This is a genomic window from Micromonospora sp. NPDC004704, assembly GCF_053601675.1.
On sequence record NZ_JBSGCD010000005.1, the window covers coordinates 13,983 to 37,850 of the forward strand.

Consider the following 23,868-nt stretch of genomic DNA (forward strand, 5'->3'; position numbering starts at 1 on the left):
GTCCGTCCCCGCGGTGAGGTGGCGGTGACGGACGCTAGACGGTGACGAAGGCCGAGCGGCGGCGGGTGTCGACCTCGGCGGCGAGCGCTGGCGCCCGGTCGAGCGCCTCCGGGTGGCCGCAAGCGGCCAGCCAGTTGGCGAGCATCAGGTGCCCACCCTCGGTCAGCACCGACTCGGGGTGGAACTGCACCCCCTCGATCGGCAGCGTCCGGTGGCGCATCGCCATCACCACCCCGGACTCGGTCCAGCCGGTGACCTCGATCTCGTCCGGCAGCGTCTCCGGCAGTACGGCCAACGAGTGGTACCTGGTGGCGGTGAACGGGTCGGGCAGACCGGCCAGGACCCCCACCGACTTGTGCTGCACCTGCGAGGTCTTGCCGTGCAGCAGCTCCGGTGCACGGGTGACGGTGGCACCGAAGGCGACACCGATGGCCTGGTGCCCCAGACACACGCCGAAGATAGGCAGTTTTCCGGCGTACTCACGGACCACGTCGAGGCAGATTCCGGCGCGTTCGGGCGTACCCGGTCCCGGGGAGAGCAGCACCCCGGCGACGCCGAGCCGGCCGATCTCGGCCACCTCGATCTCGTCGTTGCGGCGTACCTCGCAGTCGACTCCGAGCTGGCCCAGGTACTGGACCAGGTTGAAGACGAAGGAGTCGTAGTTGTCGATCACCAGGACGCGCATCGGGTTACCTGTTCGGGCTGGGAGGAGGGGTGTTGTTCGCATCGGTGTCGTACGGCACCGAATGGTCGTCGCCGGTCGCCGGATCGCCCCCGAGGCCCGGGTCCTCGCCGGACTCGACCCCGTCGGGGCCGCCGCCGTCCTGGGTCACCTGTACGTCGTCGAACGGCAGCAGTGGCTCGGCCCAGGGAAACACCACGTACCAGAGCAGGGCCACCGTCGCCGTGGTGAGCAGAAGCGAGCCGACCAGCTTGCCGACCAGGCCAAATGGTAGTCGTCGCCAGATCCAGGCGTACACGGCTCAGCCCTTCAGCTCGTCCGGTTGCCCGGCCGACTTCGGTTGGGTACGAGCCAGTTCGGCGTGGATGATCAACCGCTGGTAGTTGTCGAACTTGGGGTTGCAGGTGGTCAGCGTCAGCATCGCCTTGGTCGCCTTGGCCTTGGGCTTGCCGGGTACCGGCGCGACCACCTCGACCTGGCTCGGCTTGACGATGATGTTGTCGGTGACCTTGTAGATGAACCAGTCGGTCTTCGACTCGGCCACGATCACGTCGCCGTCGTGCAGTTCGTCGAGGCGCCAGAAGGTTGCCTTGTTGCGGTGGCCGGCGACGGAGAAGTTGCCCACCTGGCCGGGCAGGGCGGTCTTCGGGTAGTGGCCGGGCGCGTACCGGATGTCCTTCTGGGTGACGCCCTCGACCACCACCCAGCTCTTGTCGAGCTTCGGGATGTAGATCGAGGCCATCGGCTTGCCGCCGGCGGGAGCCTTCGGCGGGGCGACTCCGGGTGCCGGGGTCGGCCCCACGGTCGGGTCGGGACCGGGTTCGTCCTCCCACGCCTGGGCGAGTTCCTGGTTCAGTTCGCTCTGGTGGGCGTTGACGATGACCGACTTGCCCCAGATCTCGTACCCGGCGAAGAGCAGGATGACCAGGCCAAACGTGATCATGAGTTCGCCGCTGAACCGGAGCCCGGTACGGATCCGCGAGCCGATGGTCGGGCGGGTCAACTCGGAGTAGACGCTCTTGTAGCCCTCGTCCGTACGCTCCGGGCGGAGTTTGACCACCCGTTCACCCCGCTTGGGTCGGGCCTCGCCATCAGCGTCGGCCTCGTTCTCGGTGCCGTTGCGGTCCGCGCCCGGTCGCTCGTCGCCGGTCGCCGGGTCACGGTTCGTCCGTGATCCCGCCGCCACGAGCGGCAGCAGGGTCGTGACGTGTGCCTCCGGCCGTCTTCCCTCCGGCCGTGGCTTCCGTGCCGCCACCGTGGGCAGCAGGGTGGTTGCCGACGTGTCCTCGACCGGCGGGACCGCCGGGATGACCATCGTCGAGTTCTCGGGCGACGGCGGGGCGGCCGGTGGACGCCTCAGCGCCGAGGTGGGCAGCGGTGGCCGGGTGGCCCGGCTGTCGGCCGTCGGGCCCGGTGCCGTGGCGCCGTTCGGGCTGGGAGTGCCACCGCCCGGGGCCGGCTTCGTCGGGGAGTCGTTACGCGCCGCGCTCGCCAGCGGGGCCGCGGCGGCGGTGAGCGGGTGCGCGCTGGCGGTCAGCGGGTGGGACGGGGCAGGTGCACGAACCGGGTCCGGCCCGCCGGAGGCCCGGCTCCAGCCGCCGTTGGCACCGCTCGCGCCGGCCGCCGTCGCCGTCGGTCCGGCGGTGACCCGCCCGTTCGCGAGAGACGCCAGCTCGGCCGGCCCCGGGATGGGCTGGGTGCGGTCGGACGACCCCGGGCCGGGTCGGGTGAGGTCGGCCGTCGCGGGCCGGATGGGCCCGGTGGTGCCTGGCTGGGGGCGTTCGATGGTGGCGGGCCGGGTGTGCTCCGACAGGCCGTTGAGGGCCCGGGTGCGTGCGGACGGGCCGGGGCTCGGGCGGGTGACTGCGGCAGGACCGGGTCCGGGGATGGGCTGGGTACGAGCGGACGCGTCCGGGTCGGGCCCGGGGATGGGCTGCGTCCGGTCGGCCGAACCCGGGATGTGGTCCGGGGCGGGTCGGGTCGCGGCGACCGGTGTGGATGCGTCACCTGCGCGTGCGGAGCCGTTCAGGGCAACACCGGTCGGGCCGACCGTACCGGGCCAGACCCTGGCAGGGTCGGCGGACGCCGCCGACTTGCCGGCTGCGGCGGGTGCCGTGAACGGGCGGATGGCCGGAATGGGTGCTGTCGTGTCCGGGTTCGGCCCGGCCGGGCGGGCCTGGCCGGGGTTCGGGACCCCGTCGGAGCGGGCCGGGGATCCCGGCGTCGGCCCCGGTGTCGGGCGCTGACGGGCGGGCGTCACCGACGGTACGACCGGAGCGGGAGTGGTGCCGGCCGGCGAAGCCGCGCCGGGTCGGCGGTCGGCCGACGGAGGCGGGACGGGCCTGGCCGGTGGGCTCTGGGGTGCTTGTGGCCGGGCGGCGGCCGGTGCCGGCGGCGTCGAGGCGGCAATGGGCGGGACCGGCGGCGTCGAGGCGGTAGGGGGTGCTTTCGGCACGGCGGCGGTCGGGGTCGACGCCGCAGGAGGCGGACCAGGGTCGGTGAATCGTGGGATCACCATGGTCTGGTCGTCGGCGTCCGGGGCACGATGGCGTCCATTGCGGTCGTCGTGCGACGGGTCGCCGCTCATCGAACTCACCCCGGCACCTGGGCGGTACGTAGCCCGGTTGACCCTTCGAAGGCCGGCACGGTCACGCTGGACTCCACTGTCTCCTGGTATCCGAGTTGGAAGTGGTCCACGGCGTCCTTGAACAACCGGACGCCCTCGGAGGCGGCGAGGGCCCGCTGCAGCGCGGCGGGGTCACCGATTGCGGTGATCTTGAAGGGCGGCGAATACACCCGCCCGTGTAGTAACAGGGTGTTTCCCACGCAGCGTACCGCGCTGGTGGCGAGCACGCGGACGTTCATGATGGACATGCCCTCCGCGCCACCGGCCCAGAGCGCGTTGACGACCGCCTGTACGTCGCCCTGGTGGACCACGAGGTCGTCGTTGCTGGCGTTCGCCGGCCGGCTGTCGTCGCCGAGTCGGGGGGCGTCGTTGAGTTCGACCACGAGGCCCGGCCCGGCCAGGGCGGTGAAGCCGGCGGCCACCCGGCTGGCGGCGGCCCGGTCGCGCTGGGCGGCGACGGGTGCGTCGGAGCCGGCCAGGGACTCGGTCTGCCGCTCCACGTCGGCGCGCAGGGCCGCGGCCTGTTTCTCGCTGGCGACCACCTGGTCGCGGCGGTCCTTCATGAGCTGGGCGAGCTCGGGGCGGCGGTCCTCCCGCAGCGAGGTGCCGTTGGCGGCGGTCGCCGAGGTGGTGAACAGCAGCCCGGCGGCGAGAGCGATCAACGGCACAGCCGCGGACCAGCCCGGCCGTCGCTGCCCGGAGCGGCGGGGCAGTAGCCCGACAACCGCCCGGCGGAGCACCTTGCGCCAGGAGATGACACCCGTCGTGTACTCCACCGAGCCTGCCCTCCCCATCGTGTCGATCTCTCGCACTGTGGGCTTCGTGTCCCACTCGGTAGCCGGATGTGCTCACCCGGAGCAACCGGTTGGCCCCGTTCATGGCCTGATCGGGTCAACCCGACTACGCTAGCTGTCGAACATTATTGGCCATGGACCGTCGCCCCTGCGTCCGGTTGTCAGGCCGGACGAGGATCGCCACCCCTCCAGGAGGAGCGCCGTGCCGAAGTCGCAGGTCCGTAAGAAAAAGGTCTACACCCCGCCCACCGACGTGCGCCCCTCGGGCACGGCGGCGACCCGCAAGCCTAGCCCGATCTGGCTGCCCATCACCGCGGTCAGCTTGATCGTCTTTGGCATCGCGTGGCTGGTGGTCTACTACCTTTCCGAGACCGAGTACCCGGTCGCCAGCTGGGGTTACTGGAACCTCGCGATCGGCTTCGGGGGCATGGTCGGCTCGTTGGCCCTGCTCTCCCGTTGGCGCTGACGGCGTACCGGATCGGCCACTGATCTCGCACGACAACCTTCGCTGACCCGCCCCGTACGGGCGGGTCAGCCAGCTCAGCCGGCGCCAGCACCGTCCCGCGGGCGCCGGCTCTGCGTACGTGCACCCTGACCGGCGCGGCGACTGCGACCGGGGCCGCCTAGGGTGTCCGTACGGCGGCGCATCCGGCTGCGAGGAATCCCACGTTACTAGCGGGTAACCTAGCGCGTAGGCTGCAGGCACGATCGCACCCCCGCGGTCAGCCAGTCGCCGGGCACGTCGTACACCGGGAGGCCAGGGCATGGGCAGCGTCCAGATCGTCACCACGGCCGTCGCCGCCGCCATCACCGTGGTCGCGGTGGTGCTGGCGGTACGCGCGGTGCAGCGGATGCTGGCGGTGATCCGGGCGGGTCAACCCGACCCCACGCGCTCCGGCAACCGGGCCCTGCGTACGCGGACGATGTTGACCGAGACGCTCGGGCACACCCGGATGCTGCGCTGGAGCGTGGTGGGTGCCGCGCACTGGTTCGTGATGGTCGCGTTCATCGTGCTGTCGCTGCTGGTGCTCGAGGCGTACTTCGAGGTGGTCACCCCGACCGGCGGCCTGCCGGTGATCGGCCACTGGATCGTGTACGGCCTGGTCACCGAGATCATCGGGATCCTCGGTACGGCCGGGATCCTGGTGCTGATCGCCATCCGGCTGCGCAACCGACCGGGCAACCCGGAGCGGCGTTCCCGGTTCACCGGCTCGACCATGTGGCAGGGCTACTTCGTCGAGGCCGTGGTGCTGGCGGTACTCGTCTGCGGCTTCCTGATCCGTGGCTTCAAGGTCGCGACCGACCACTTCGAGTTCCCGGCCTGGGCCACCCCGGTCAGCCACGCGGTCGGCGCGGTGCTGCCGGACTGGTCCGCCGGCACCAGTGTCACCGCAATGGTGAAGATCATGATTTCGATGACCTGGGTCATCGTCATCGCGCTCAACGTGACCATGGGCGTGGCCTGGCACCGGTTCTTCGCGTTCTTCAACATCTACTTCAAGCGGGAACCCGGCAAGACCGGCTCGGGCCTCGGGGCGCTGCGGCCGATGATGAGCGCCGGCAAGCCCCTCGACTTCGAGGAGGCGGACCCGGAGTCCGACCAGTTCGGGGTCGCCCAGGTGGAGCAGTTCACCTGGAAGGGGCTGCTGGACTTCAGCACCTGCACCGAGTGCGGGCGGTGCCAGTCGCAGTGCCCCGCCTGGAACACCGGCAAGCCGCTGTCGCCGAAGCTGCTCGTACTCAGCCTGCGTGACCACGCGTACGCGAAGGCGCCGTACCTGCTGGCCGGTGGGGGCAAGGACCTGACCGGCGAGGAGAAGGCGACCCAGGCCCAGCTCGCCCACCTGGACGTGCTCTCGCTCGCCGAGGGGAACCGCCCGCTGATCGGTGGCGCCGAGGAGGGCGGGGTGATCGACCCGGACGTCCTCTGGTCCTGCACCACCTGCGGTGCCTGCGTCGAGCAGTGCCCGGTCGACATCGAGCACGTGGACCACATCGTCGACATGCGCCGCTACCAGGTGCTGATCGAGTCGAACTTCCCGCCCGAGGCGGGCGTGATGCTGCGCAACCTGGAGAACAAGGGCAACCCGTGGGGTGCACCGCCGAACACCCGCGAGGACTGGACCAAGGGCCTCGACTTCGAGGTGCCCCGGGTCGGTGAGACCGAGGACTTCGAGTACCTGTTCTGGGTCGGCTGCGCCGGGGCGTTCGAGGACCGGGCGAAGAAGACCACCCGTGCGGTGGCCACCCTCCTGCACGAGGCCGGGGTCAACTTCGCCATCCTCGGCGAGGGCGAGACCTGCACCGGTGACCCGGCCCGACGGATCGGCAACGAGTTCGTCTTCCAGATGCTCGCCCAGCAGAACGTCGAGACGCTGAACGAGGCGTTCGGTGACCGGGAACCGGCCAAGCGCAAGATCGTGGCGACCTGCCCGCACTGCTTCAACACCCTCGGCAACGAGTACGGCGAACTCGGCGGCCAGTTCGAGGTTGTCCACCACACCCAGTTGCTGGCCCACCTGGTCGCCACCGGCAAGCTCACCCCGGTCGCCCCGATCGACGGCGGCGTCACCTACCACGACCCCTGCTACCTGGGCCGGCACAACCGGGTCTTCACCCCGCCGCGCGAGGTGCTCGGCGCGGCGGCGGCCGACGGGCTGACCGAGATGCCGCGCAACAGCGAGCGTTCCTTCTGCTGCGGTGCCGGCGGCGCCCGGATGTGGATGGAGGAGCGGATCGGCAAGCGGATCAACGTGGAGCGGGTCGAGGAGGCGATCGCCACCGGCGCGAAGACCATCGCGGTCGGCTGCCCGTTCTGCACCACGATGATCAGCGACGGGGTGAACGGCAAGGGCGCGTCCGACGAGGTCGAGGTGATCGACGTGGCGACCGTACTGCTCCGCTCGGTCAAGCCGCCGACCCAGGGACAGCCGGAACCCGCCACCACGGCCAGCTAACCGGGAAGCAGCCCGCAACTGGGGGAAACCGCAGCCCGGGGGCTGTGGAGAACCGCAAAGGTAGCCTCGCCGGGGTGGAGAGCCCGAACCCGTCCCGGCCCGGTAAGGCGGTCGTACGACTGCTGAGCCGTGCCGTACGCCTCGTGGTCGGGGTCCTGCTCGGTGCGGTGACCGCGGTGGTCGACCTGACGTACCTGGTCTGGTCCGGGCTGATCCTGGTGCCGGTCTGGCCGCATCCGGGAGCCCGGCGGGCGGCGGTACGGGAGATCCAGGCCGGTGCCCGGCACCTCGCCGAGGTGGAGCGGTGGCGACTGGCGGCGTTCCTCGACAGCGACAACGCCGACGACTACAGCGGGCGGCGCGCGGTGGAGTACCTCTGCCTGCGCTGGGCGGTCGGCCTGCTCGGCGGATTCGTGCTCCTGCTGTTCGCGTACGGCGCCGTCGCCGGTCTGGTGTGGCTCGGTGAGTGGGTCGCGGGCCAGAGCGGCGTCCTGCTCTTCGGCGGTCAACTCCTCCTCGGCCTGATCGGTCTCTTCCTGGTCACGCAGGGCCTGGTCGGGTTGGCCGCGCTGGATCGCAGGCTGGGCCGGATGTTCTTCGGACCGAGCGACCGGGAGGCGCTGGAGCGCCGGATCAGCGAGCTGGCGGTGAGCCGGGCCGGGATCGTCGAGGCGGTCGGCGCCGAACGCCGGCGGATCGAGCGGGACCTGCACGACGGGTTGCAGCAACGGCTGGTCGCGCTCGGCATGCTGCTGGGCCGGGCCCGCCGCAGCGGCGATCCGGAGCGGGCCGGGGACCTGCTCCGGCAGGCGCACGAGGAGTCCCGGTCGGCCCTGGAGGACCTCCGTGAGGTCGCCTGGCGGGTGTACCCGGCCGCCCTGGACAGCCTGGGCCTCCAGGAGGCGCTGGCCCGGGTGGGCGAGCGGGCCGGGGTGCCGGTGACGATCCACTACCGGTTGGCCGAGCAGCCGCCGGATCCGGTGCGGACCGCCGCGTACTTCGTGGTCTCGGAGGCGGTGACGAACGCGGCCAAGCACGCCCGTGCCGGCCGGGTCGTGGTCGAGGTCGCACCGGGGCAGAATGCGGTCGTGGTGACGATCGACGACGACGGGACCGGCGGCGCGGACCCGTCCGGCAGCGGACTGGCCGGACTGGCCCGCCGGGTGGCCGCGCTGGACGGTCGGTTCCGGGTGCACAGCCCGCCCGGCGGTCCGACCACGGTCGTCGCGGAGCTGCCGTGCGGGTGATCCTGGCCGAGGACTCGACCCTGCTCCGGGAGGGGCTGGCCCGGCTGCTGGTCGAGGAGGGGCACGAGGTGGTGGCCTCGGTCGGTGACGGGGTCGCGCTGGTCGAGGCGGTCCGGGCCGACCCGCCCGACGTCGTGGTCGCGGACGTACGGATGCCGCCGACGCACACTGACGAGGGGCTGCGCGCCGCACTGGAGATCCGCCGCCGGTGGCCGGCCGTCGGGGTCCTGGTCCTCTCCCAGTACGTGGAGAAGCGGTACGCCGTCGACCTGCTCGGCGGTCGTACCGACGGGGTGGGCTACCTGCTGAAGGACCGGGTGGTGGAGGTGGGCGAGTTCCTCGACGCCCTGGCCCGGGTCGGCACCGGCGGCACCGCCTTCGACCCCGAGGTGGTACGCCAACTCCTGGCGCGTACGTCGCACACGGACTCGTTGGGCCGGCTCACCGAGCGGGAGCGGGCGGTGCTGGACCAGATGGCGCAGGGCCAGACGAACGCCACCATCGCCGGGCAGTTGCACGTGTCGCAGAGCGCGGTGGAGAAACACGTGAACGCGATCTTCGAGAAGCTGGGGCTGTCGCACACCACCGGGTACAGCCGCCGGGTGCTGGCCGTGCTCCGCTACCTCGGTAGCTGACTCCGACGAACGCCGCCCCGGCGGCCAACCGGGAAAAATCGGCGCTCGTGCCCTGCGCGCAGTCGTGGAACAATCGGCGCCGAGGTGAGCAGATCATCGATAGCCCACTGTTGACCACCCTCCTGCCGCTGGTCGCCTTCGTGCTGCTGACCGCCGGCAACGCCTTCTTCGTGGTGGCCGAATTCGCTCTCGTGACCGTCGACCGGGCCGAGGTGGACCAACGCGCTGCCGCCGGGGACCGCCGCGCCGGTACGGTCCACAAGGCACTGCGGGAACTTTCCTTCCAGCTTTCCGGGGCGCAGCTCGGCATCACCATCACCGCCCTGCTCACCGGCTACCTCGCCGAACCGGCACTGGCCAAACTCTTCGGCCCGGTGCTGCGGCCCCTGCTCGGGGACCGTACCGAGCTGGTCACCCCGTTGCTGTCGCTGGTGCTGGCCACCCTGCTGTCGATGCTCTTCGGTGAGCTGATCCCGAAGAACGCCGCGTTGGCCCGGCCACTGCCGGCGGCGCTGGCCACGGCCGCGCCGATGCGTACCTTCAGCATCGTCTTCAAGTGGCTGATCCGGGCCCTGAACAACTCGGCGAACTGGCTCGTCCGGCGGCTCGGCGTGGAGCCGCAGGAGGAACTGGCCAGCGCCCGGTCCGCCGACGAGCTGGGGCTGCTGGCCGCGATCTCGGCGCAGGCCGGAGCGCTGCCGCCGGACACCGCGATGCTCCTGCGCCGGACCATCCGGTTCGGCGACAAACGGGCGGCGGAGGCGATGACCCCGAGGGTCGACGTGGTCGCGCTGCGGGCCGGCGCCACCGTGGCCGAGTTGCTCGACCTGGCCCAGCGCACCGGTCGGACCCGGTTCCCGGTGTACGAGGACACCCTCGACCTGGTCACCGGGGTGGCCGGGGTGCCGGACGCGCTCGGCGTACCGCTGGCACGCAGGGCCGAGACGACGGTCGCCGCGGTGGCCCGGGAGCCGGTGTACGTACCGGAGAGCCTGGACCTGGACAACGTGCTCGCCGCGCTGCGTCGCGCGGACGCCGACCTGGCGATCGTGGTCGACGAGTACGGCGGCACCGACGGTGTGGTCACGGTCGAGGACCTGGTGGAGGAGCTGGTCGGTGAGATCGCCGACGAGTTCGACCCGGCGGCGGAACCGGACAGCGAGTGGCTCGAACTGACCGTGCCGGGCGGTGAGCGGACGGTCCTGGTCGACGGGGTACGCCGCGCGGACGAACTGGCCGAGCAGACCGGCTTCCGGCTGCCGGACGGTCCCTACGAGACCCTGGCCGGCTTCCTGCTGGCCCGTCTCGGGCACATCCCGGTCGCCGGGGAGACGGTCACCGAGCAGGGGTACGAGTTCACCGTGGTCGAGGTGGACCGGCACCGGATCGAGCAGGTACGGGTCCTGCGCCCGCCGGATCCGGGGGAGCCGGCATGACCGGGCGGCCGTCGGGTGGTGGCTCGTGACCGGGCTGCTGGTGGCTCTCGTGCTGCTGCTCGGCAACGGCTTCTTCGTGGGCAGCGAGTTCGCCCTGATCGCCTCCAGGCGTACGGTCATCGAGCCGATGGCGGTGGTGTCCAAACCGGCCCGGTGGGCGTTGTCCGCGATGAACCAGATCCCGCTGATGATCGCCGGTGCGCAGCTCGGCATCACCATCTGCTCGCTGGGTCTCGGCGCGATCGCCGAGCCGGCCCTGGCGCACCTGCTGGAGGGCCCGTTCCACGCGATCGGTGTGCCGGACGGTGCGGTGCACCCGGTCGCGTTCGTGCTCGCCCTCGGCGTGGTGGTGTTCCTGCACACCGTGGTCGGCGAGATGGTGCCGAAGAACATCACCCTCGCCGGTCCGGAGCGGGCGGCGCTCACGCTCGGGCCGGCGATGCTGGCGTTCTGCACGGCGACCAAGCCGCTGCTGCTGGCGATGAAGTGGGCGTCGCGGCAGGTGCTGCGGCTGTGGGGGATCGAGGCCGCGGACGCGGTGAAGACGGTGTTCACCGCGGAGGAGTTGGCCGGGCTGGTCGCGCAGGCGCGTACCGAGGGGCTGCTCGACCCGGTGGAACACGCCCGGATTACCGGGGCGCTGGCGTTGCACCGCCGTACCGCGGCGGACGCGCTGCGGCCGTGGTCGAGTGTGACGACGGTGGCCGAGGACGTGTCGCCCGCGTCGCTGGAGGTGCTGGCCACGAGTACGGGCCGTTCGCGGTTCCCGGTGGTGCAGCGCAGTACCCGACGGGTGCTCGGTTTCGTGCACGTGAAGGACGTACTGGGTTATGCGGGGGCGGCTCGGCGGGCACCGGTGCCGCCCGACGTGTTGCGTCCGCTGGCGGTGGTGCCACCGGACCGTACGCTGGCCGAACTGTTGTTGTCGATGCGCCGCGAGCGCCGGCACATGGTGTTGGTGAGTGACGGCCGGGCGCCGCTGGGTGTGGTAACGCTGGACGATGTATTGACTGCGGTCGTTGGTAGGTCGACTGAGACCGTTGTCCGGCAACCGATTGCGCCGGTCTGAATACAGCGAGGAGTATCCGACCAGCGGCCTTGATTCGCGAACGAACCTTCCCTAATGTGGGGCTCCGACCGCTGTGGGACGTCGGCGCCCATTTCCCCCCTCGGGTGGCACCCAGCGGTCGGTAACGAAGGAGTCGGTGCCGGTGGCACGCGTGCCCTCCCATCGCCATTCGACCAATCATGAGCATCCGGGTGGTGGCACACGCCGCCGCACGTACCGCCTGTTGGCGCTCTCTGCCGTGGTGCTCGCCGGACTGCTGCCCGCCACGCAGGCGCAGGCCGCTCCGACGGTCGACGAAATCGAATCGCAGATCGACACCCAGTGGGTGCAGCTCGAACCGACCATCGAGCAGTACAACAAGGTGCACGGCCAGCTTCTGGCGAACCAGAAGAAGTCGGCCGACCTGCAGAAGAAGATTCAGCCGCTGGCGCTACAGGCCAACATGGCGCTCGACCGGGTCGGTGATCTGGCCTCGCGTTACTACAAGACCGGCCCGTCGTCGGACCTGAACGCGCTGATCACCACCGGTACGCCGACCCAGCTCGCGGACCAGCTCACCATCCTGGACCACCTGGCCCGCCAGCAGCAGGAGCAGATCGCCGACGTCACCGCCGCGCGGGACAAGTACGACGGCGAGAAGCGCAAGCTGGACGAGCTGATCGCCCAGCAGAAGAAGCAGGACACCGAACTCGCCGGCAAGCGCAAGCAGATCAACGGTGAGATTGAGCGGCTGGAAAAGCTGCGTCTGACCGCGTACGGGTCGAGCAGTGCCGGTGGCGCGTTGCGCAAGGGCCCCTGCCCGGCGACGTACCCCGGTGGTGCCGCCGGCACCGCGGTCAAGACCGCCTGCGCGCAGATCGGCAAGCCGTACGTCTGGGGTTCGACCGGCCCGAACTCGTTCGACTGTTCGGGCCTCACCCAGTACGCCTGGGGCAAGGCCGGGGTGAAGCTCACGCACTTCACCGGAGCACAGTGGAACGAGGGTAAGGCGGTGAGCCGTGCCGACGCCCGCGCCGGCGATCTGGTCTTCTTCTACGGTGATCTGCACCACGTCGGTATGTACGTCGGTAACGGGCTGATGGTGCACTCGCCACGGTCCGGTAAGCCGGTACAGATGCAGAGCATTGACGTCATGCCGGTTGCCGGGTTCCGTCGTCCGGGCTGACCTGGAGTAATTGCCCAGATTTGCAATGAAGAACCCCTTGCCCGCGGCACCTGCCGTTAGCAAGGGGTTCTCTTTATGTCGACCACAACACACCGTACGTGATTGTCTGATATACGGAAAGATTTCACTCCTGCCACGGGTTGCACTTCAATAACAGGCTTCCTACTGTGGGAGATCGTCGGGGCGGCCCCAGTCCACCCAGCCCGGGTGGCACCGGCTCGACACCGCCGAATCGTTTTCCGAAACGAGCCGGGGACCCAGCACCTCGGGGTGAATCCGCGAATTCTCGTGGTAGGGCGCCACTTCCCGCCCGAACCCGTCAGCTAACCCGGTACGCGGTAACGGAAGAAGGAGCGCCCAACCCCGGTGGCTAGCCATGCCCCGCGGTCGCTGTCCGTCGCGTCGACTCCGGTCGACCCGATGACCGTGCGATCACGTACCCGTTGGCCTGTTCGTACCAGCCTGCTCGCCGCGATCGCCGGCGTAGCCGTTCTCCTGCTCGGTACCACCCCGGCCCACGCCGAACCCTCGGTCGCCGAGATCGAGAAGCAGATCGACGTGGCCTGGAACCAGCTCGAACCGATCATCGAGAAGCACAACGCGACCCGCCAGGACCTGGCCGTCAAGCAGAAGCAGGCCGACGCGCTGGCCAAGAAGATCCAGCCGTTGCAGCTCCAGGTCGACATGGCCATGGGCAAGGTCAGCGACATGGCCGTGCGGGCGTACAAGGGCGACAACGCCTCCGCGATCAACGCGATCCTGACCACGGACTCGCCGACGATGCTCGCCGACCAGCTCACCATCCTCGACCAGTTCGCCCGCCGGCAGCAGCACGACGTGCAGGCCGTGGTCGACCTCAAGGAGAAGTACGCGGCCCAGAAGGCGCCGCTGGACACCCTGGTCGCCCAGCTCACCCGCACCGAGGCCGACCTGGCCGCGAAGAAGAAGCAGATCGACGCCGAGATCGACCGGCTCCAGAAGCTGCGGATCAAGGTGTACGGCAACGGTGGCGGCGGCCCGCTCGCCCCGGCCCCGTGCCCGTCCGAGTATCCGGGCGGCGGCGCAGGCATCGCCGTCAAGTACGCCTGCCAACAGATCGGCAAGCTCTACGTCTGGGGCGCCGCCGGCCCGAACAACTTCGACTGCTCCGGGCTGATGCTCGCCGCCTGGGCCAAGGCCGGGGTGACGCTGCCGCACAACGCCGCCGCGCAGCGCCGGGTCACGGCGTACGTCAAGCGCGCCGACCTGCGTCCCGGAGATCTCGTCTTCTACTACGCCGACCTGCACCACGTCGGCATGTACGTGGGCAACGGGTGGGTGGTGCACGCCTCCCAGGCCGGTGAACCGATCAAGATGAAACGCGTCGACGAGGGCACCATCCACAGCTTCGGCCGCCCCGGCTGACCCCCGCCCCCTGCCCCCGCCCCCGCCCCCGCTCTTCCGCGATCTAGGGCAAATACGTGCTTGTTGATCTCCAAGCGCGCGTATTTGCCCTAGATCGCGGAAGAGCGGGGGCGGGGGGTTAGCGGGTGGGCCAGGTGCGCCAGTGCTGCCAGGAGCGGCTCGGGGTGGGGCCGCGCTGGCCCTGGTAACGCGAGCCGTACACGGCTGAGCCGTACGGGTGCTCGGCCGGGGACGAGAGCCGGAAGATGCAGAGCTGGCCGATCTTCATGCCGGGCCAGAGGGTGATCGGCAGGTTGGCCACGTTGGAGAGTTCCAGCGTGACGTGACCGGAGAAGCCGGGGTCGATGAAACCGGCGGTGGAGTGGGTGAGCAGTCCCAGCCGACCCAGGCTCGACTTGCCCTCCAGCCGGCCGGCGAGCTGGTCGCCGAGCGAGATGACCTCGAGTGTCGAGGCGAGCACGAACTCGCCGGGATGCAGCACGAACGGCTCGCCGTCCGGCACGTCCACCACCGAGGTCAGGTCGTCCTGCTGACTCGCCGGGTCGATGTGGGTGTAGAGATGGTTGTTGAAGACCCGGAAGAGCCGGTCCAGCCGTACGTCGATGCTCGACGGTTGCACGAGTGCGGGCTCGAACGGGTCGAGCCCGAGGGTGCCCGCCTTGATCTCGATGACCAGGTCGCGGTCGGAGAGCAGCATCCCGACACCTTAGCGAGCCGTCGGGCCCGGTCACGGCGTACCCGTACCCGGAGTGGCGCCCGGCTCACGCGTGTCGCACTACCGCTCTCGAACATGTGTTCGATAGACTCTCCGCATGGCATCCTGGTCCGAATTCGCCGCCGACGCCCCGCGTCTCGCCGAGGCGATCCGCATCCTCCTGCAGCAGTACGGGCCGGGTCTCGGCTACCTGGCGACCGTGCGCGCCGACGGCGGCCCGCGCGTACATCCGGTGTCGCCGGTGATCAACGACGAAGGGCTGTTCTGCTTCGTCGTCGACTCACCCAAGCGGCGCGACCTCGAACGCGACGGCCGCTACGCGTTGCACTCGTTCCCGCCGGAGGAGAGCGACGACGAGGCGTACGTCGCCGGGCGGGCCCAGGAGGTCACCGACCCGGCGAAGATCGCCCGGCTGGCAGACATGGTGCGGGCCGAGCCGCGGGTCGACTGGCGGCTGTTCGAGTTCACCGTCGAGGCAGCCATGCTGGCCCGACACGGGCGGGCCGACGCGATCCCACTCGCCTACGGCGGGCCGGGCGGCGAGCGGCCGGGCGTCCAGGTGTGGCTCGACCCCACCGCCACCCGACCGCAGGTGACCCGCCGGGGTCGCCGTACCCGCCGCCACCCCAACCCGTCCGACTTACGTGGGGCGTCGACAGCCAACGCGGTCGACCAGCGTTTCGTCCGGGAGCCCCGGGTGGCGGCGGCAGCGCCCGACCCCGCGGTCTGGGCCTCCTGACAGTGTCCAGGCGCCCCTGAGTGGGCACGGTAGGTCTCACAGGACGCGACGAGGGCCGGCTCCTCGGGAATGGGCCGGCCCTCGTCGTTCGACTTCGTCACAAGAGAGCGCGATAGGCCTGCCACGCCTTCACCATGCGGTTCACCTGTCCGGGGCTGAACCTGTCCATGCAGGAGTCGTTCGTGTAGTCCATGAAGTTGTGGATCGGGTCCAACCCCGGCTTGCTGACGCACGAGTCCCGGCCCGTCGGGCACCCGAACGCCGGCTCCGCCTCGGCCGGAGTGTCCGCCACCGCGTCACCCTCACCGGCGCACCCGTCCTGGAACGTGTGGAAGAGATCCAACCAGTGCCCGACCTCGTGCGTACCCGTGTCGCCCTCGTTGTACGGCTTCGCCGTACCGCCCGGCAGTGACTCCGAGAGCACCACCACCCCGTCGTACGAGGTCAGCTTCTTCTGCGGGAACGTCGCCCAGCCGAGCAGTTCGTCGCTGAGCGCGCCGAGATAGAGGTTCAGCGTCTCCGGCCCACCGACCCGCAGCGCCTTTTTCATCTGCGACTCGGTGAGGCTGTCCGCCACGATCGGATACCAGGCCGGGTTGACCACCCGGTTGAGCTTCTTCAGCTTGAACCTGAACGGCGTCACCGCGCTGCCACTCCCACCGGTGAACGCCTCGTTCAACACCTTGAGCTGGGCGTCGATCAGCGCGCGCGGGATGTTGCCGCCGGCCCGCGTACGGTCCCGGCTGATCACGTGCACCACCACCGGAATGGTGATCTTCGTCGGAGCGGTGCTGAACGGGGCGACCCCGATTCGCTCCGCGTACGCGGCGTCCAGGTCGCGGTGACGCTGCGCCGCCCCGGCGGCGCTCAACTCGTTGGGGTCGTGCCCTCCCGGCGCACCGGGTTTCGCCTTGGCGAGCGGGTGCACGTCCGCCGGTTCCACGCAGGGCGCCGCAGGTGCTCCGGCCGCGCTGGCGACCGCCGGCCTCGCGACCACCCCCGTCGACCCGAGCAGCAGTACGAGAGCAGTGGACGCCACGCCAGCCGAGCGCAACGACTTCCGGATGCGGTGCAAACCCACGACCTCACTCCTTCGCCCCACGGAGAGCGACGCTAAAAACACGCGCCGCAAGTTACAGGTGTGGCGGACGTTACAGGCCGGGACACTCTTCGCAAACAACGCGGATCGGCGTGGTCCCGATCGATCTGCCCCGCTGTCAGGCCGGCACGCACCCTCCCGTGGGGTACGTTGATGCGCTCCGGAGGCGGACCAGGTACAGTGGGCTCCGCTCGCGGGTGTAGTTCAATGGCAGAACATCAGCTTCCCAAGCTGACAGTGCGGGTTCGATTCCCGTCACCCGCTCAGACAACGATGAGGCTGGTCAGGGTAGACAACCTGACCAGCCTCATCTATATCTCGACTACTCGAAACCCGCCGCGTGCCATTGACGTGCCATTAGCCCACCTTGGCAAGCACTCCGGCCGCTCCGTCGTCCGGGTCGCCACGCCGCTTCTTGGGTCGCTTGGCTGCCTTCCTGGCGGCCTTCTTGACTTCGGCATTCACGGCGTCGGCAATTGCCTGGTCCGCTTGGCTGCTCGCGTGCTGGTAGATGAGCGCAGCTCTCGGGCTGTCGTGGCCCATCCGAGCCATGAGGTCACGAAGGCTGGCCCCCGGCGCGCGGGACGCGAGGGTGTTTCCGGTGTGCCGTAGGTCGTGGAAGTGCAGACCGGGAGCCCCGATCGCCTTCACCACCTCGGGCCATTTGACCAGCTTGTTGAAGTTGCCGCGCCAGATCGGGCGGCCGGTTGGGACGGTGAACACGTACGCGTCCGGGTTGTCATCGACGTATTCGGCGAGATGTGCGCGCACACTCGCGAGTACCACGCGGGGCACGGTCACGGTGCGCAGCCCAGCGCGGGATTTCGGGAGGCCGAGCACGAGTCCGACTCCGCGTTGCTCGGTGAACGCGTGGCGAACCCGTACGGTGCCGGCGGTCAGGTCGATATCGCGTCGCTGTAGGGCTGCCACCTCGCCCCACCGCAGGCAGGCAAACGTGGTCAGCAGCACCAGCGCCCGATATCGCTCGGGTACCCGCTCGGAAAGGTCGAGCACCTGGGGCACGGTGAGCACTGGTCGCTCACCGGGCTTTTCCTGGTCGGCCCCCGGCACGCGGCATGGGTTGACCCGGATCAGCTCGTCTTCCTTGACGGCGGTCATCAGCACGGCCCGCAGCAGCCGGTACGCCTTTGCGGCCATGGTGGGCGAAACGCCGTTGGTGAGCAACGTGGTACGCCACTCGCGGACCATCGGGGTATCGAGCCGGCTGAGAGTTACCTTTCCGAGGTAGGGCGTGACGTGCTTGCCCAGCAGCCATGTGTAGAGCTGCACCGTGCGAGGTCGCAGGTTCGCGCGTTGCGCAATCCACCGCTCGGCGTAGTCCTTCAATCGGATCTTTGCCCGGTCCGGGTCGATCCAATCGCGTCGGATCATCTGCGCTTCCACGATGGTCAGGTACTGCTCAGCGTCACCCTTGCGGGCGAACGTCTCCGGTGCCTTGCGCATCAGTCCGTCCGGTCCGAGGTAGCGCGCTTGGTAGCGGCCGGACGGCAGCTTGCGCACACTGCCGAACCTGCGGTGACCATCCTTGTTCGCCATATCAGGCAGCGCTCCTAAGCGTGGTCCACGTGGTTTCTGCGGTCATCGGTTCCACGCGGCCGGCCCGCACGTGCGCGGCCAGGTCCGCCGGGTCAAAGCGCACCGAACGCCCCAAGCGGTGAAAGGCGATACGGCGCTCACTGACCAGGCGCCGCACGTAACGGACGCTCATCTTCAGCCGTGCCGCTGCCTCTTCGATCGTCAGCAGTTCGTCCGGCAAGACGCTGTCGGGAGTCGGCGCGGGTACGACGCTGATCCTTCTGGCCATCAGTGGCACTCCTCTTTGGAAGGGCTACCGGTGCCGGTCAGGCGCCCGCTGAGCACCTGTCCGCTCGGGTGGGGGTCGGCGGTGGGTTGGGGGGTCAGTGCGACACAGGGTGTTTGGGAGGGTGCCTGAGAGCCACGTAGAGCCAAGATCTGAGATAGGTCAGTATCTATGGATGGGCCGGATGCTCTCAGGGCTTCTGAGGGGTCCGTTTCGGCGGTCCGGCGGGCAGTCATGCTGGGCGACCGGTGACGCGTGGCCGGGGGGTGCCCGTACCATCCGTACCAAGCCTGTTTTGGCTGCTCAGGGTCGGTACGGATAGGTGCGCCGGTACGGATTGATGCGTACCAGGGACACTCGCCCGGTGGTCGCCCGGTACGGTTCGATCCGTACCGGGCAGGGAATCCGTACCGGAGCTGACCTGCGGAAACAAGGTTGGTACGGATGCGACGGTTACCCCGGCGGGGGGTGTCGGGCAGTACCGTTCCCAGGCGTCGGTGAAGGCACCTCGGGTGTAGCCCTTGGCCTGCCCGACGGGGAAGCGAATAGTGTCGGACTTGATGCCGAACTCCCGCAGTAGGTCACCGAGCCGCTTGCCGGTCAGCCCGGCCGGTCCGCTGTCCGACCACGGCGCTTCCTGGTCCGAGTTGAGCGCGGTCAGCAGCTCACTGGTAGACGCTGCACCGGGTTCCCCCAGCACGGTGAACGCGGCTCGAATGTCGGCCAGCAGCCGCACGCGGGTCGACACGTTCCCGGCGTCGTCGGATTCCTCGGTGAGGGTGGTGACCGCGAGTCGTGCGCGTTGCGGCCAGGTTCCTCCGGCGAGGTCGGCTACGGCGACCAGGGGTTCCCAGGTGTCGGCGGCCCGGTCTTCGACCGGCATGGCTGGTTCGGCGGCTTCCAGATCGGCCATGTGCACGCCGAGCCATTCGGTCAGCTTCTCCGCGACCTTCCGCAGGCCGGGGCTGTCGCGGCGGTGCCGGTACGGCGCCACCGTCTCCCCCGGTGCCCGGCGGCGCATCCGCACGACTACGGCGCGGTCTTCGATGGTGTCCGGCATGGCGCCGATCCCGGCGAGCGCGGCCATGGCGAAGGTAGGGATCTTTTCCAGGCTGTGGGTGTTGTTGTCCCACCGGATCGCGGCCCGGTTGCGTTGGTGACCGGCGTTGAGCAGTCCGCGTAGGTCCTCGTTCGCCTCAGCGTTCTTTCCGCCGAAGATGGTGTCGGCCTCATCGACCAGCAGGGTTGGCGGCTGGTCGGTGCCGATCGCCCGGTACACAGCGGCCGGGGAGGCGTTGACGGTGATGAGCGGGTTGTGGCAGGTGCCTTCGACGATGTCGAGCAGTCGGGACTTCCCGCAGCGCTTCTCCGGTGCCCGGATGACCAGCCGGGGAGCGTGCGCCCACGCGGACAGGGCGTGACTCGCGGCGATCCACAGCACCACAGCGTCCACGGCCTCAGCGCTGGGCAGGATGACGTACCGGGTGAGGCAGGCGTGCAGGTCGTCCAGGATCGCGGCACCGTCGATGCGCTGACCGGTCGGCAAGGTGTTCTGGCTCATGCTGCGACTCCTTCGGCACGGAAGCCACCACGGATGGCGGCGCGAATGTCACGGTCGGTCTGCTCGGCCTCACGGCCGGCGATGGTGAGTGCGCTGATCGCGTCTTCGCGCTGGATAGCGTCGGCAGCGACCATGCGGGCCACCCCGCGCGCCGCGCCGTAGAGGGTGGTTCGGCGGGTACCGGCGGTGGCGCGGCTGATCGAGTCGAGGTGGGCGGCTAACAGCCGGTCGGGTTGGGAGATGCCCCCCGCCTCACGGGTGCTGATCGGCCCGGTCGGCTCGGTCGGCAGCGACGGCGCGACCGGTTGGCATGCCTCCACCAGGGCGGGGGGCATCTCCTCCACCTGCCGACCCGGTACCCACCGGTACGGGCGGCCGGTGGCCGGGTGGACGGACGGGGGGAGCACGACGTACCCGCCGTCTGACTTCACGTCGATGCCCGGACCGAGCCCCATGCCGGGTTTGCCCTGGCTGCATGGGACCGGGCGGCCGGGGTGCCGGTAGTACAGGTGCCGCCCACCCGACCCGGTGACCACGTGGACGGTCGGCGGCAGCAGCCCGGCCGCGATCAGTTCGCGCATGGTCCTGTCCCCGCCGTTGCGGGGGTCGATGTCGACCACCACCAGCCCGGACGCCGTACCGGCCCGCAACGCCAGTTGCCCACCAGGGATAGCGGCCACGATCGCGGCTACCTGCAACGGGTCGGTGCTGGCTGCGTAGAACCCGTGGCAGGTCAGGCAGGTGCACGCGGCCGGGTCGTGGTCGTTGTCGGCTTCCCGGCACGGCTCGCAGTTGGCAACCGGGCGCTTCGATCGGCCGAGCATGAATACGGGCCAGCCCTGTTCGGCGTACCGCAGTGCGGGGGCGAGCAGGTCAAACACCAGGTCCTCCCGAGGTGAGTGGGGGTGGCAGGTGGGGTGTCGGTCGCTGTCGGCGGCCGGGTCGACGGGCCACCCGCAGCCAGCGGCACAGAGCGGCCAACCACGGGCGACGCGGACAGCGGCGGCCATGTTGATCGGCTGGTCAGTGCTCATCACGCGGCCCGTCGAGTGGGCCGGGGGCGGCCGACCAGGGCGGCGCGGGTGACCAGTGCCCGCGCGCTGGTCAGGATGGTGACGAGTTGTCGGCGGGCGGCCGGTTCGACCGGGGCGAGAGCGACCCGCATCCGCAGTTCGGCGTACTCGCGGCCGTCTTCGCCGCGTACGCGGTTGAGTACGGCGCGGCCGTAGCCGGGCAGGTCGACCACCATCTCTTCGGAGCGGTGTTCGGCCAGTCCGCAGCGGTGGTCACGGGCGCACCAGTCCGTGTGGGTGGTCGGTCGGCGCTTCATCGGTTGCCCCGGTCGTGTTCGGTGCGGAAGTAGTCGAACAGTCGGCGGCCGATCCGTACGCGGCGGCCGGTGCCGTCGCAGCGGTGGCATTCCGGGCCGCGTCGACCGGTGATGGTGCGGCGGTGGCCGGTGCCCGCGCAGCGGTGGCAGCGGCCGAACGGGGCGACGGCGCACAGGATCAGGTACCACGCTGGGTAACCAAGGAGGGTGAGGCTAGCTAGTACGGCGATGAGGGTCACGGAACGCCTCCAGGAGCCGGTTTCAGGGTGCGAAGATCCCGCGCCGCTAGTGATTAGGGCGCTGGCCAGGGTTCGGGTGTGGCGCTAGCGGGGGTGCTAGGTCTAGCGGGGGGTGCCGCTAGACCTAGCGACCCACGGCTGTCCGGGTTAGGCGGCTTTGTCTCCCCGGTGCCGGTTACGCTCCGCTACCGCATCGGTGATGTGGGCGCGTTCGATGCCCCGCCGGTTCGCTCCCTTACCGGTCGCCGGGTCGGTACCCCACACCTGCCCGGTGGTGATCCCCCACGGCTTCAACGCGGCCGTGAGCTGATCGCGGGTGAAGTCCCCGTACACGTCCGGCCGCAGCTCCGCGAGCCGTTCGGTCAGCGTCTCGGCCCACACCTTCGGCTCCCCGACCGGCACCACCGTCAGGATGTCGTCAAGGAGGGTGTCCCGCCGGGCGGCGGCCGGGGAAGCGGTGGCCTGCCCGGCAGCGTGACCGGTCAGCGTGCCGGCGGCTTCCCGCATGGCCCGCCCCCGCTGGCACACCCGCTCGGCGGCCGGTCCGTCGACGTAGAAGGTGCGGGTGATCTGCGCGTCGTCGGCGGCACCGACCAGGTACCCGACACCCTTGTCCCGGCGGGTGAACATCGTCGCCCGGATGCCGTTCTTGTACGCCGACGTGCCGAGCACCATGTCGTTCTCCATCTGCCCCATCACCCGCAGGCAGAACCGGGTACCGACGTTCGCGGACACCCCGGTCGGCAGGGACCGCGCGTCCGGCCGCTGCGTAGCCAGCATGAGGTGAATACCGAGCGCCCGACCAAGCTTGATGATCTTCTCGGCCAGTTCCCCGGCCTCCTTGCCGAACTCCGGGTGGCTGAACAGCTCCTGGCACTCGTCCACGGCCATGATCAGCGGGTGAAGACCGAGGTTCTTCCGCGAGGCCAGTTCGGGGGTGACCTTGTTCTCCGGACACACCGCCTTCGGCAGGCCCTTGATCGTCGCGGCCCGGCGCTGGCACTCCTTGCGCAGCTCCCGCAGCGCTTCCAACGCCTCTTCGAGGGTGTCGTCGTCCGGGCCGGACGCGTACCGGGACGCGACCAGGGCGAGGGGTTCCAGGTCGCCGGTGCCCTTCAACTCGAACACCCGCAGCTCCGCACGCGGGTCGAGAGCTGCGGCGAGCAGCGGCACCCGCAGCGAGAACGTCTTACCGGCACCGGGGATCGACCCGATGAGCAGGTTCGTGTACATCAGGTCCATCAGCACGGTCCGGCCGCGCGGGTCGGTGCCGAACGGGACCGCCTTGAACAAGTCCACCGTGCCGGACTTAAGCAGCGGCCACGCGGGTTGACGGGCGCTGGCTACGTCCTGGTCACCAACCCACAGCATCAGCCGACCAGGGTGCACCTCCGGCTGACCCTCCGGCCACACACACCCGAGGGGGCGGGTGAGGCCGGCGGCGAGCCGGTCACGGCGCTCGATCACGTCCCCGGCGGTCACTCCCGGCGGCAGGTCGATGTCGGCCCGCCAACCGGGGCCGTCGCGGGTGATCGGCGCGGTGAACCCGATCGCCTTGTTCCCCTGCTTGGAGATGGCCTGGTTGATCCCGGCCACGCCGAGCACGGCCAGCGCGCGGATAACCACGTCGGAGGTCAGCCGCGCCACGCGGGGCACGACCACGGCGGTGTCGAGCAGGGGCTTGTCCTCACGGCCGCCGAGCAGGCCGAACAGGGTCACGGCCATGCCCAGCACCGTCCACCGCGCCCACTCCGGGGCCAGAGCAACCGTGATGCCCCCCGCGAGGGTGAGCGCCGTCCCGAACGCGGCGACGATGCCGCGCCACCGCACCCGGCGGTCACGCTGCCGGGACAGCTTCAGGTACTCCTCCGAGTCCTGCTTGCGGACGGTGGCCTGCCGGACCGGCTCACCCTCCCAATCGAACAACCACCGGGTACCAGCCCGGACCACCCGGTACGCCCCGTACGGCGACCGGACAGCGAGCTTCCCGGCGTACTTCGGCAGCCGAACCGCGTGGTACGCGCTGGTGTGACCAGCGTGCCCAGCCGACCAGCGCAGCACCTCGCGCAGCTCGGCGCGGGACCGGACCCACGCGGGCAGGACCGGCCGACGCTGCGCCACCTGCAAACCGGCCACCGTGAACCGGGGCGACCGCTGCGCCTCCGGCGAGTCGACCAGCACCGGGCCACCGGCGTCGGCGTTGGTGTCGTCGTCGCGGGTGTCGCGGGCGGCGCGGACCGCGTCCAGGTCGACCACGTCCGCCTCAGCGGCGCGCCGGTCGAAGTCTTCGTTCGGGGAAGTCATGATGAGTGCTCCTCCATCAAGGGATCTGTTCTCGGGTCGGAGGG

At 70.1% G+C, this 23,868-nt stretch carries 22 protein-coding genes, 1 tRNA gene and 1 riboswitch; of the genes, 10 read left to right on the forward strand and 13 right to left on the reverse strand.

All coding sequences use genetic code 11. The annotated features are described in order from the left end of the window. Window positions 1-34 precede the first annotated feature (34 nt). The 4 genes from ACWEFB_RS08215 to ACWEFB_RS08230 form a co-directional block, all read right to left on the reverse strand. Window positions 35-685 carry an aminodeoxychorismate/anthranilate synthase component II gene (locus tag ACWEFB_RS08215; protein ID WP_452283487.1) on the reverse strand — a complete coding sequence of 217 codons (651 nt, stop codon included), beginning with the start codon at window positions 683-685 and terminating at the stop codon, window positions 35-37. 4 nt (window positions 686-689) lie between these two features. Beyond that, the gene (locus tag ACWEFB_RS08220) at window positions 690-980 is read right to left on the reverse strand and encodes a hypothetical protein (protein ID WP_326561953.1); all 291 of its coding nucleotides are present in this window, start codon (window positions 978-980) and stop codon (window positions 690-692) included. A gap of 3 nt (window positions 981-983) precedes the next feature. Continuing rightward, window positions 984-2,942 (reverse strand): class E sortase, encoded by a 1,959-nt coding sequence (locus ACWEFB_RS08225; RefSeq protein ID WP_452283489.1) that lies wholly within the window; start codon window positions 2,940-2,942, stop codon window positions 984-986. 332 nt (window positions 2,943-3,274) lie between these two features. Beyond that, complete coding sequence (locus ACWEFB_RS08230; protein WP_326561956.1) at window positions 3,275-4,084, reverse strand: DUF881 domain-containing protein; 810 nt, start codon at window positions 4,082-4,084, stop codon at window positions 3,275-3,277. A gap of 220 nt (window positions 4,085-4,304) precedes the next feature. Here ACWEFB_RS08230 and ACWEFB_RS08235 point away from each other — a divergent pair, with 220 nt between their 5' ends. The 8 genes from ACWEFB_RS08235 to ACWEFB_RS08270 all read left to right on the forward strand — a co-directional run bounded on the left by ACWEFB_RS08235 (window position 4,305) and on the right by ACWEFB_RS08270 (window position 14,015). After that, window positions 4,305-4,568, forward strand: coding sequence for a cell division protein CrgA (locus tag ACWEFB_RS08235; RefSeq protein ID WP_326561957.1), 264 nt, complete (start codon window positions 4,305-4,307; stop codon window positions 4,566-4,568). Between the two features lie 298 nt (window positions 4,569-4,866). Further along, window positions 4,867-7,059: a (Fe-S)-binding protein gene (locus tag ACWEFB_RS08240; RefSeq protein WP_452283492.1), complete on the forward strand. Its 2,193-nt coding sequence runs from the start codon at window positions 4,867-4,869 to the stop codon at window positions 7,057-7,059. A gap of 74 nt (window positions 7,060-7,133) precedes the next feature. After that, window positions 7,134-8,306, forward strand: coding sequence for a sensor histidine kinase (locus tag ACWEFB_RS08245; RefSeq protein WP_452283494.1), 1,173 nt, complete (start codon window positions 7,134-7,136; stop codon window positions 8,304-8,306). Beyond that, window positions 8,297-8,941 carry a response regulator transcription factor gene (locus ACWEFB_RS08250; protein ID WP_326561960.1) on the forward strand — a complete coding sequence of 215 codons (645 nt, stop codon included), beginning with the start codon at window positions 8,297-8,299 and terminating at the stop codon, window positions 8,939-8,941. Before ACWEFB_RS08245 ends, ACWEFB_RS08250 begins: the two co-directional genes overlap by 10 nt. Window positions 8,942-9,051: 110 nt before the next feature. Continuing rightward, a complete protein-coding gene (locus tag ACWEFB_RS08255; RefSeq protein ID WP_326561961.1) occupies window positions 9,052-10,377 on the forward strand; it encodes a hemolysin family protein in 1,326 nt (441 codons plus the stop codon). A 25-nt stretch (window positions 10,378-10,402) separates the two neighbouring features. Next, on the forward strand, window positions 10,403-11,446 hold the full coding sequence (locus ACWEFB_RS08260) for a hemolysin family protein (protein ID WP_452283496.1): 1,044 nt from the start codon (window positions 10,403-10,405) through the stop codon (window positions 11,444-11,446). Between the two features lie 136 nt (window positions 11,447-11,582). After that, window positions 11,583-12,611: an NlpC/P60 family protein gene (locus ACWEFB_RS08265; RefSeq protein ID WP_442792092.1), complete on the forward strand. Its 1,029-nt coding sequence runs from the start codon at window positions 11,583-11,585 to the stop codon at window positions 12,609-12,611. A 215-nt stretch (window positions 12,612-12,826) separates the two neighbouring features. After that, a riboswitch (cyclic di-AMP (ydaO/yuaA leader) is annotated at window positions 12,827-12,964 on the forward strand. Window positions 12,965-13,031: 67 nt separating this feature from the next. Next, window positions 13,032-14,015, forward strand: a complete 984-nt coding sequence (locus ACWEFB_RS08270; protein WP_326561964.1) for a C40 family peptidase — start codon at window positions 13,032-13,034, stop codon at window positions 14,013-14,015. 118 nt (window positions 14,016-14,133) lie between these two features. Here ACWEFB_RS08270 and dcd read toward each other — a convergent pair whose 3' ends face one another. Further along, a complete protein-coding gene (dcd, locus tag ACWEFB_RS08275; RefSeq protein WP_326561965.1) occupies window positions 14,134-14,712 on the reverse strand; it encodes a dCTP deaminase in 579 nt (192 codons plus the stop codon). Between the two features lie 115 nt (window positions 14,713-14,827). On the opposite strand from dcd, the gene ACWEFB_RS08280 reads away from it, so the two are divergent. Further along, window positions 14,828-15,469 (forward strand): pyridoxamine 5'-phosphate oxidase family protein, encoded by a 642-nt coding sequence (locus ACWEFB_RS08280; protein WP_452283500.1) that lies wholly within the window; start codon window positions 14,828-14,830, stop codon window positions 15,467-15,469. A 97-nt stretch (window positions 15,470-15,566) separates the two neighbouring features. Here ACWEFB_RS08280 and ACWEFB_RS08285 read toward each other — a convergent pair whose 3' ends face one another. After that, window positions 15,567-16,550 (reverse strand): zinc metalloprotease, encoded by a 984-nt coding sequence (locus ACWEFB_RS08285; protein WP_452283502.1) that lies wholly within the window; start codon window positions 16,548-16,550, stop codon window positions 15,567-15,569. A gap of 211 nt (window positions 16,551-16,761) precedes the next feature. Here ACWEFB_RS08285 and ACWEFB_RS08290 point away from each other — a divergent pair. After that, a tRNA-Gly gene (locus tag ACWEFB_RS08290) sits at window positions 16,762-16,832 on the forward strand. 93 nt (window positions 16,833-16,925) lie between these two features. Here the strand turns inward: ACWEFB_RS08290 and ACWEFB_RS08295 are convergent. The 7 genes from ACWEFB_RS08295 to ACWEFB_RS08325 all read right to left on the reverse strand — a co-directional run bounded on the left by ACWEFB_RS08295 (window position 16,926) and on the right by ACWEFB_RS08325 (window position 23,824). Next, window positions 16,926-18,125, reverse strand: coding sequence for a tyrosine-type recombinase/integrase (locus tag ACWEFB_RS08295; RefSeq protein ID WP_452283504.1), 1,200 nt, complete (start codon window positions 18,123-18,125; stop codon window positions 16,926-16,928). A 1-nt stretch (window position 18,126) separates the two neighbouring features. Continuing rightward, the gene (locus ACWEFB_RS08300) at window positions 18,127-18,393 is read right to left on the reverse strand and encodes a helix-turn-helix domain-containing protein (protein ID WP_452283506.1); all 267 of its coding nucleotides are present in this window, start codon (window positions 18,391-18,393) and stop codon (window positions 18,127-18,129) included. 229 nt (window positions 18,394-18,622) lie between these two features. Continuing rightward, on the reverse strand, window positions 18,623-19,951 hold the full coding sequence (locus ACWEFB_RS08305; protein ID WP_452283508.1) for a DUF3631 domain-containing protein: 1,329 nt from the start codon (window positions 19,949-19,951) through the stop codon (window positions 18,623-18,625). Further along, entirely contained in the window at window positions 19,948-20,832 is an 885-nt protein-coding gene (locus ACWEFB_RS08310) for a bifunctional DNA primase/polymerase (protein ID WP_452284040.1), read from the reverse strand. The genes ACWEFB_RS08305 and ACWEFB_RS08310 overlap by 4 nt, the downstream gene beginning before the upstream one ends. Window positions 20,833-20,984: 152 nt before the next feature. Continuing rightward, window positions 20,985-21,281, reverse strand: coding sequence for a hypothetical protein (locus ACWEFB_RS08315; RefSeq protein ID WP_452283510.1), 297 nt, complete (start codon window positions 21,279-21,281; stop codon window positions 20,985-20,987). After that, window positions 21,278-21,520, reverse strand: coding sequence for a hypothetical protein (locus ACWEFB_RS08320; RefSeq protein ID WP_452283512.1), 243 nt, complete (start codon window positions 21,518-21,520; stop codon window positions 21,278-21,280). Before ACWEFB_RS08320 ends, ACWEFB_RS08315 begins: the two co-directional genes overlap by 4 nt. Before the next feature lie 147 nt (window positions 21,521-21,667). After that, window positions 21,668-23,824 (reverse strand): FtsK/SpoIIIE domain-containing protein, encoded by a 2,157-nt coding sequence (locus ACWEFB_RS08325; RefSeq protein ID WP_452283514.1) that lies wholly within the window; start codon window positions 23,822-23,824, stop codon window positions 21,668-21,670. Window positions 23,825-23,868: the final 44 nt, after the last annotated feature.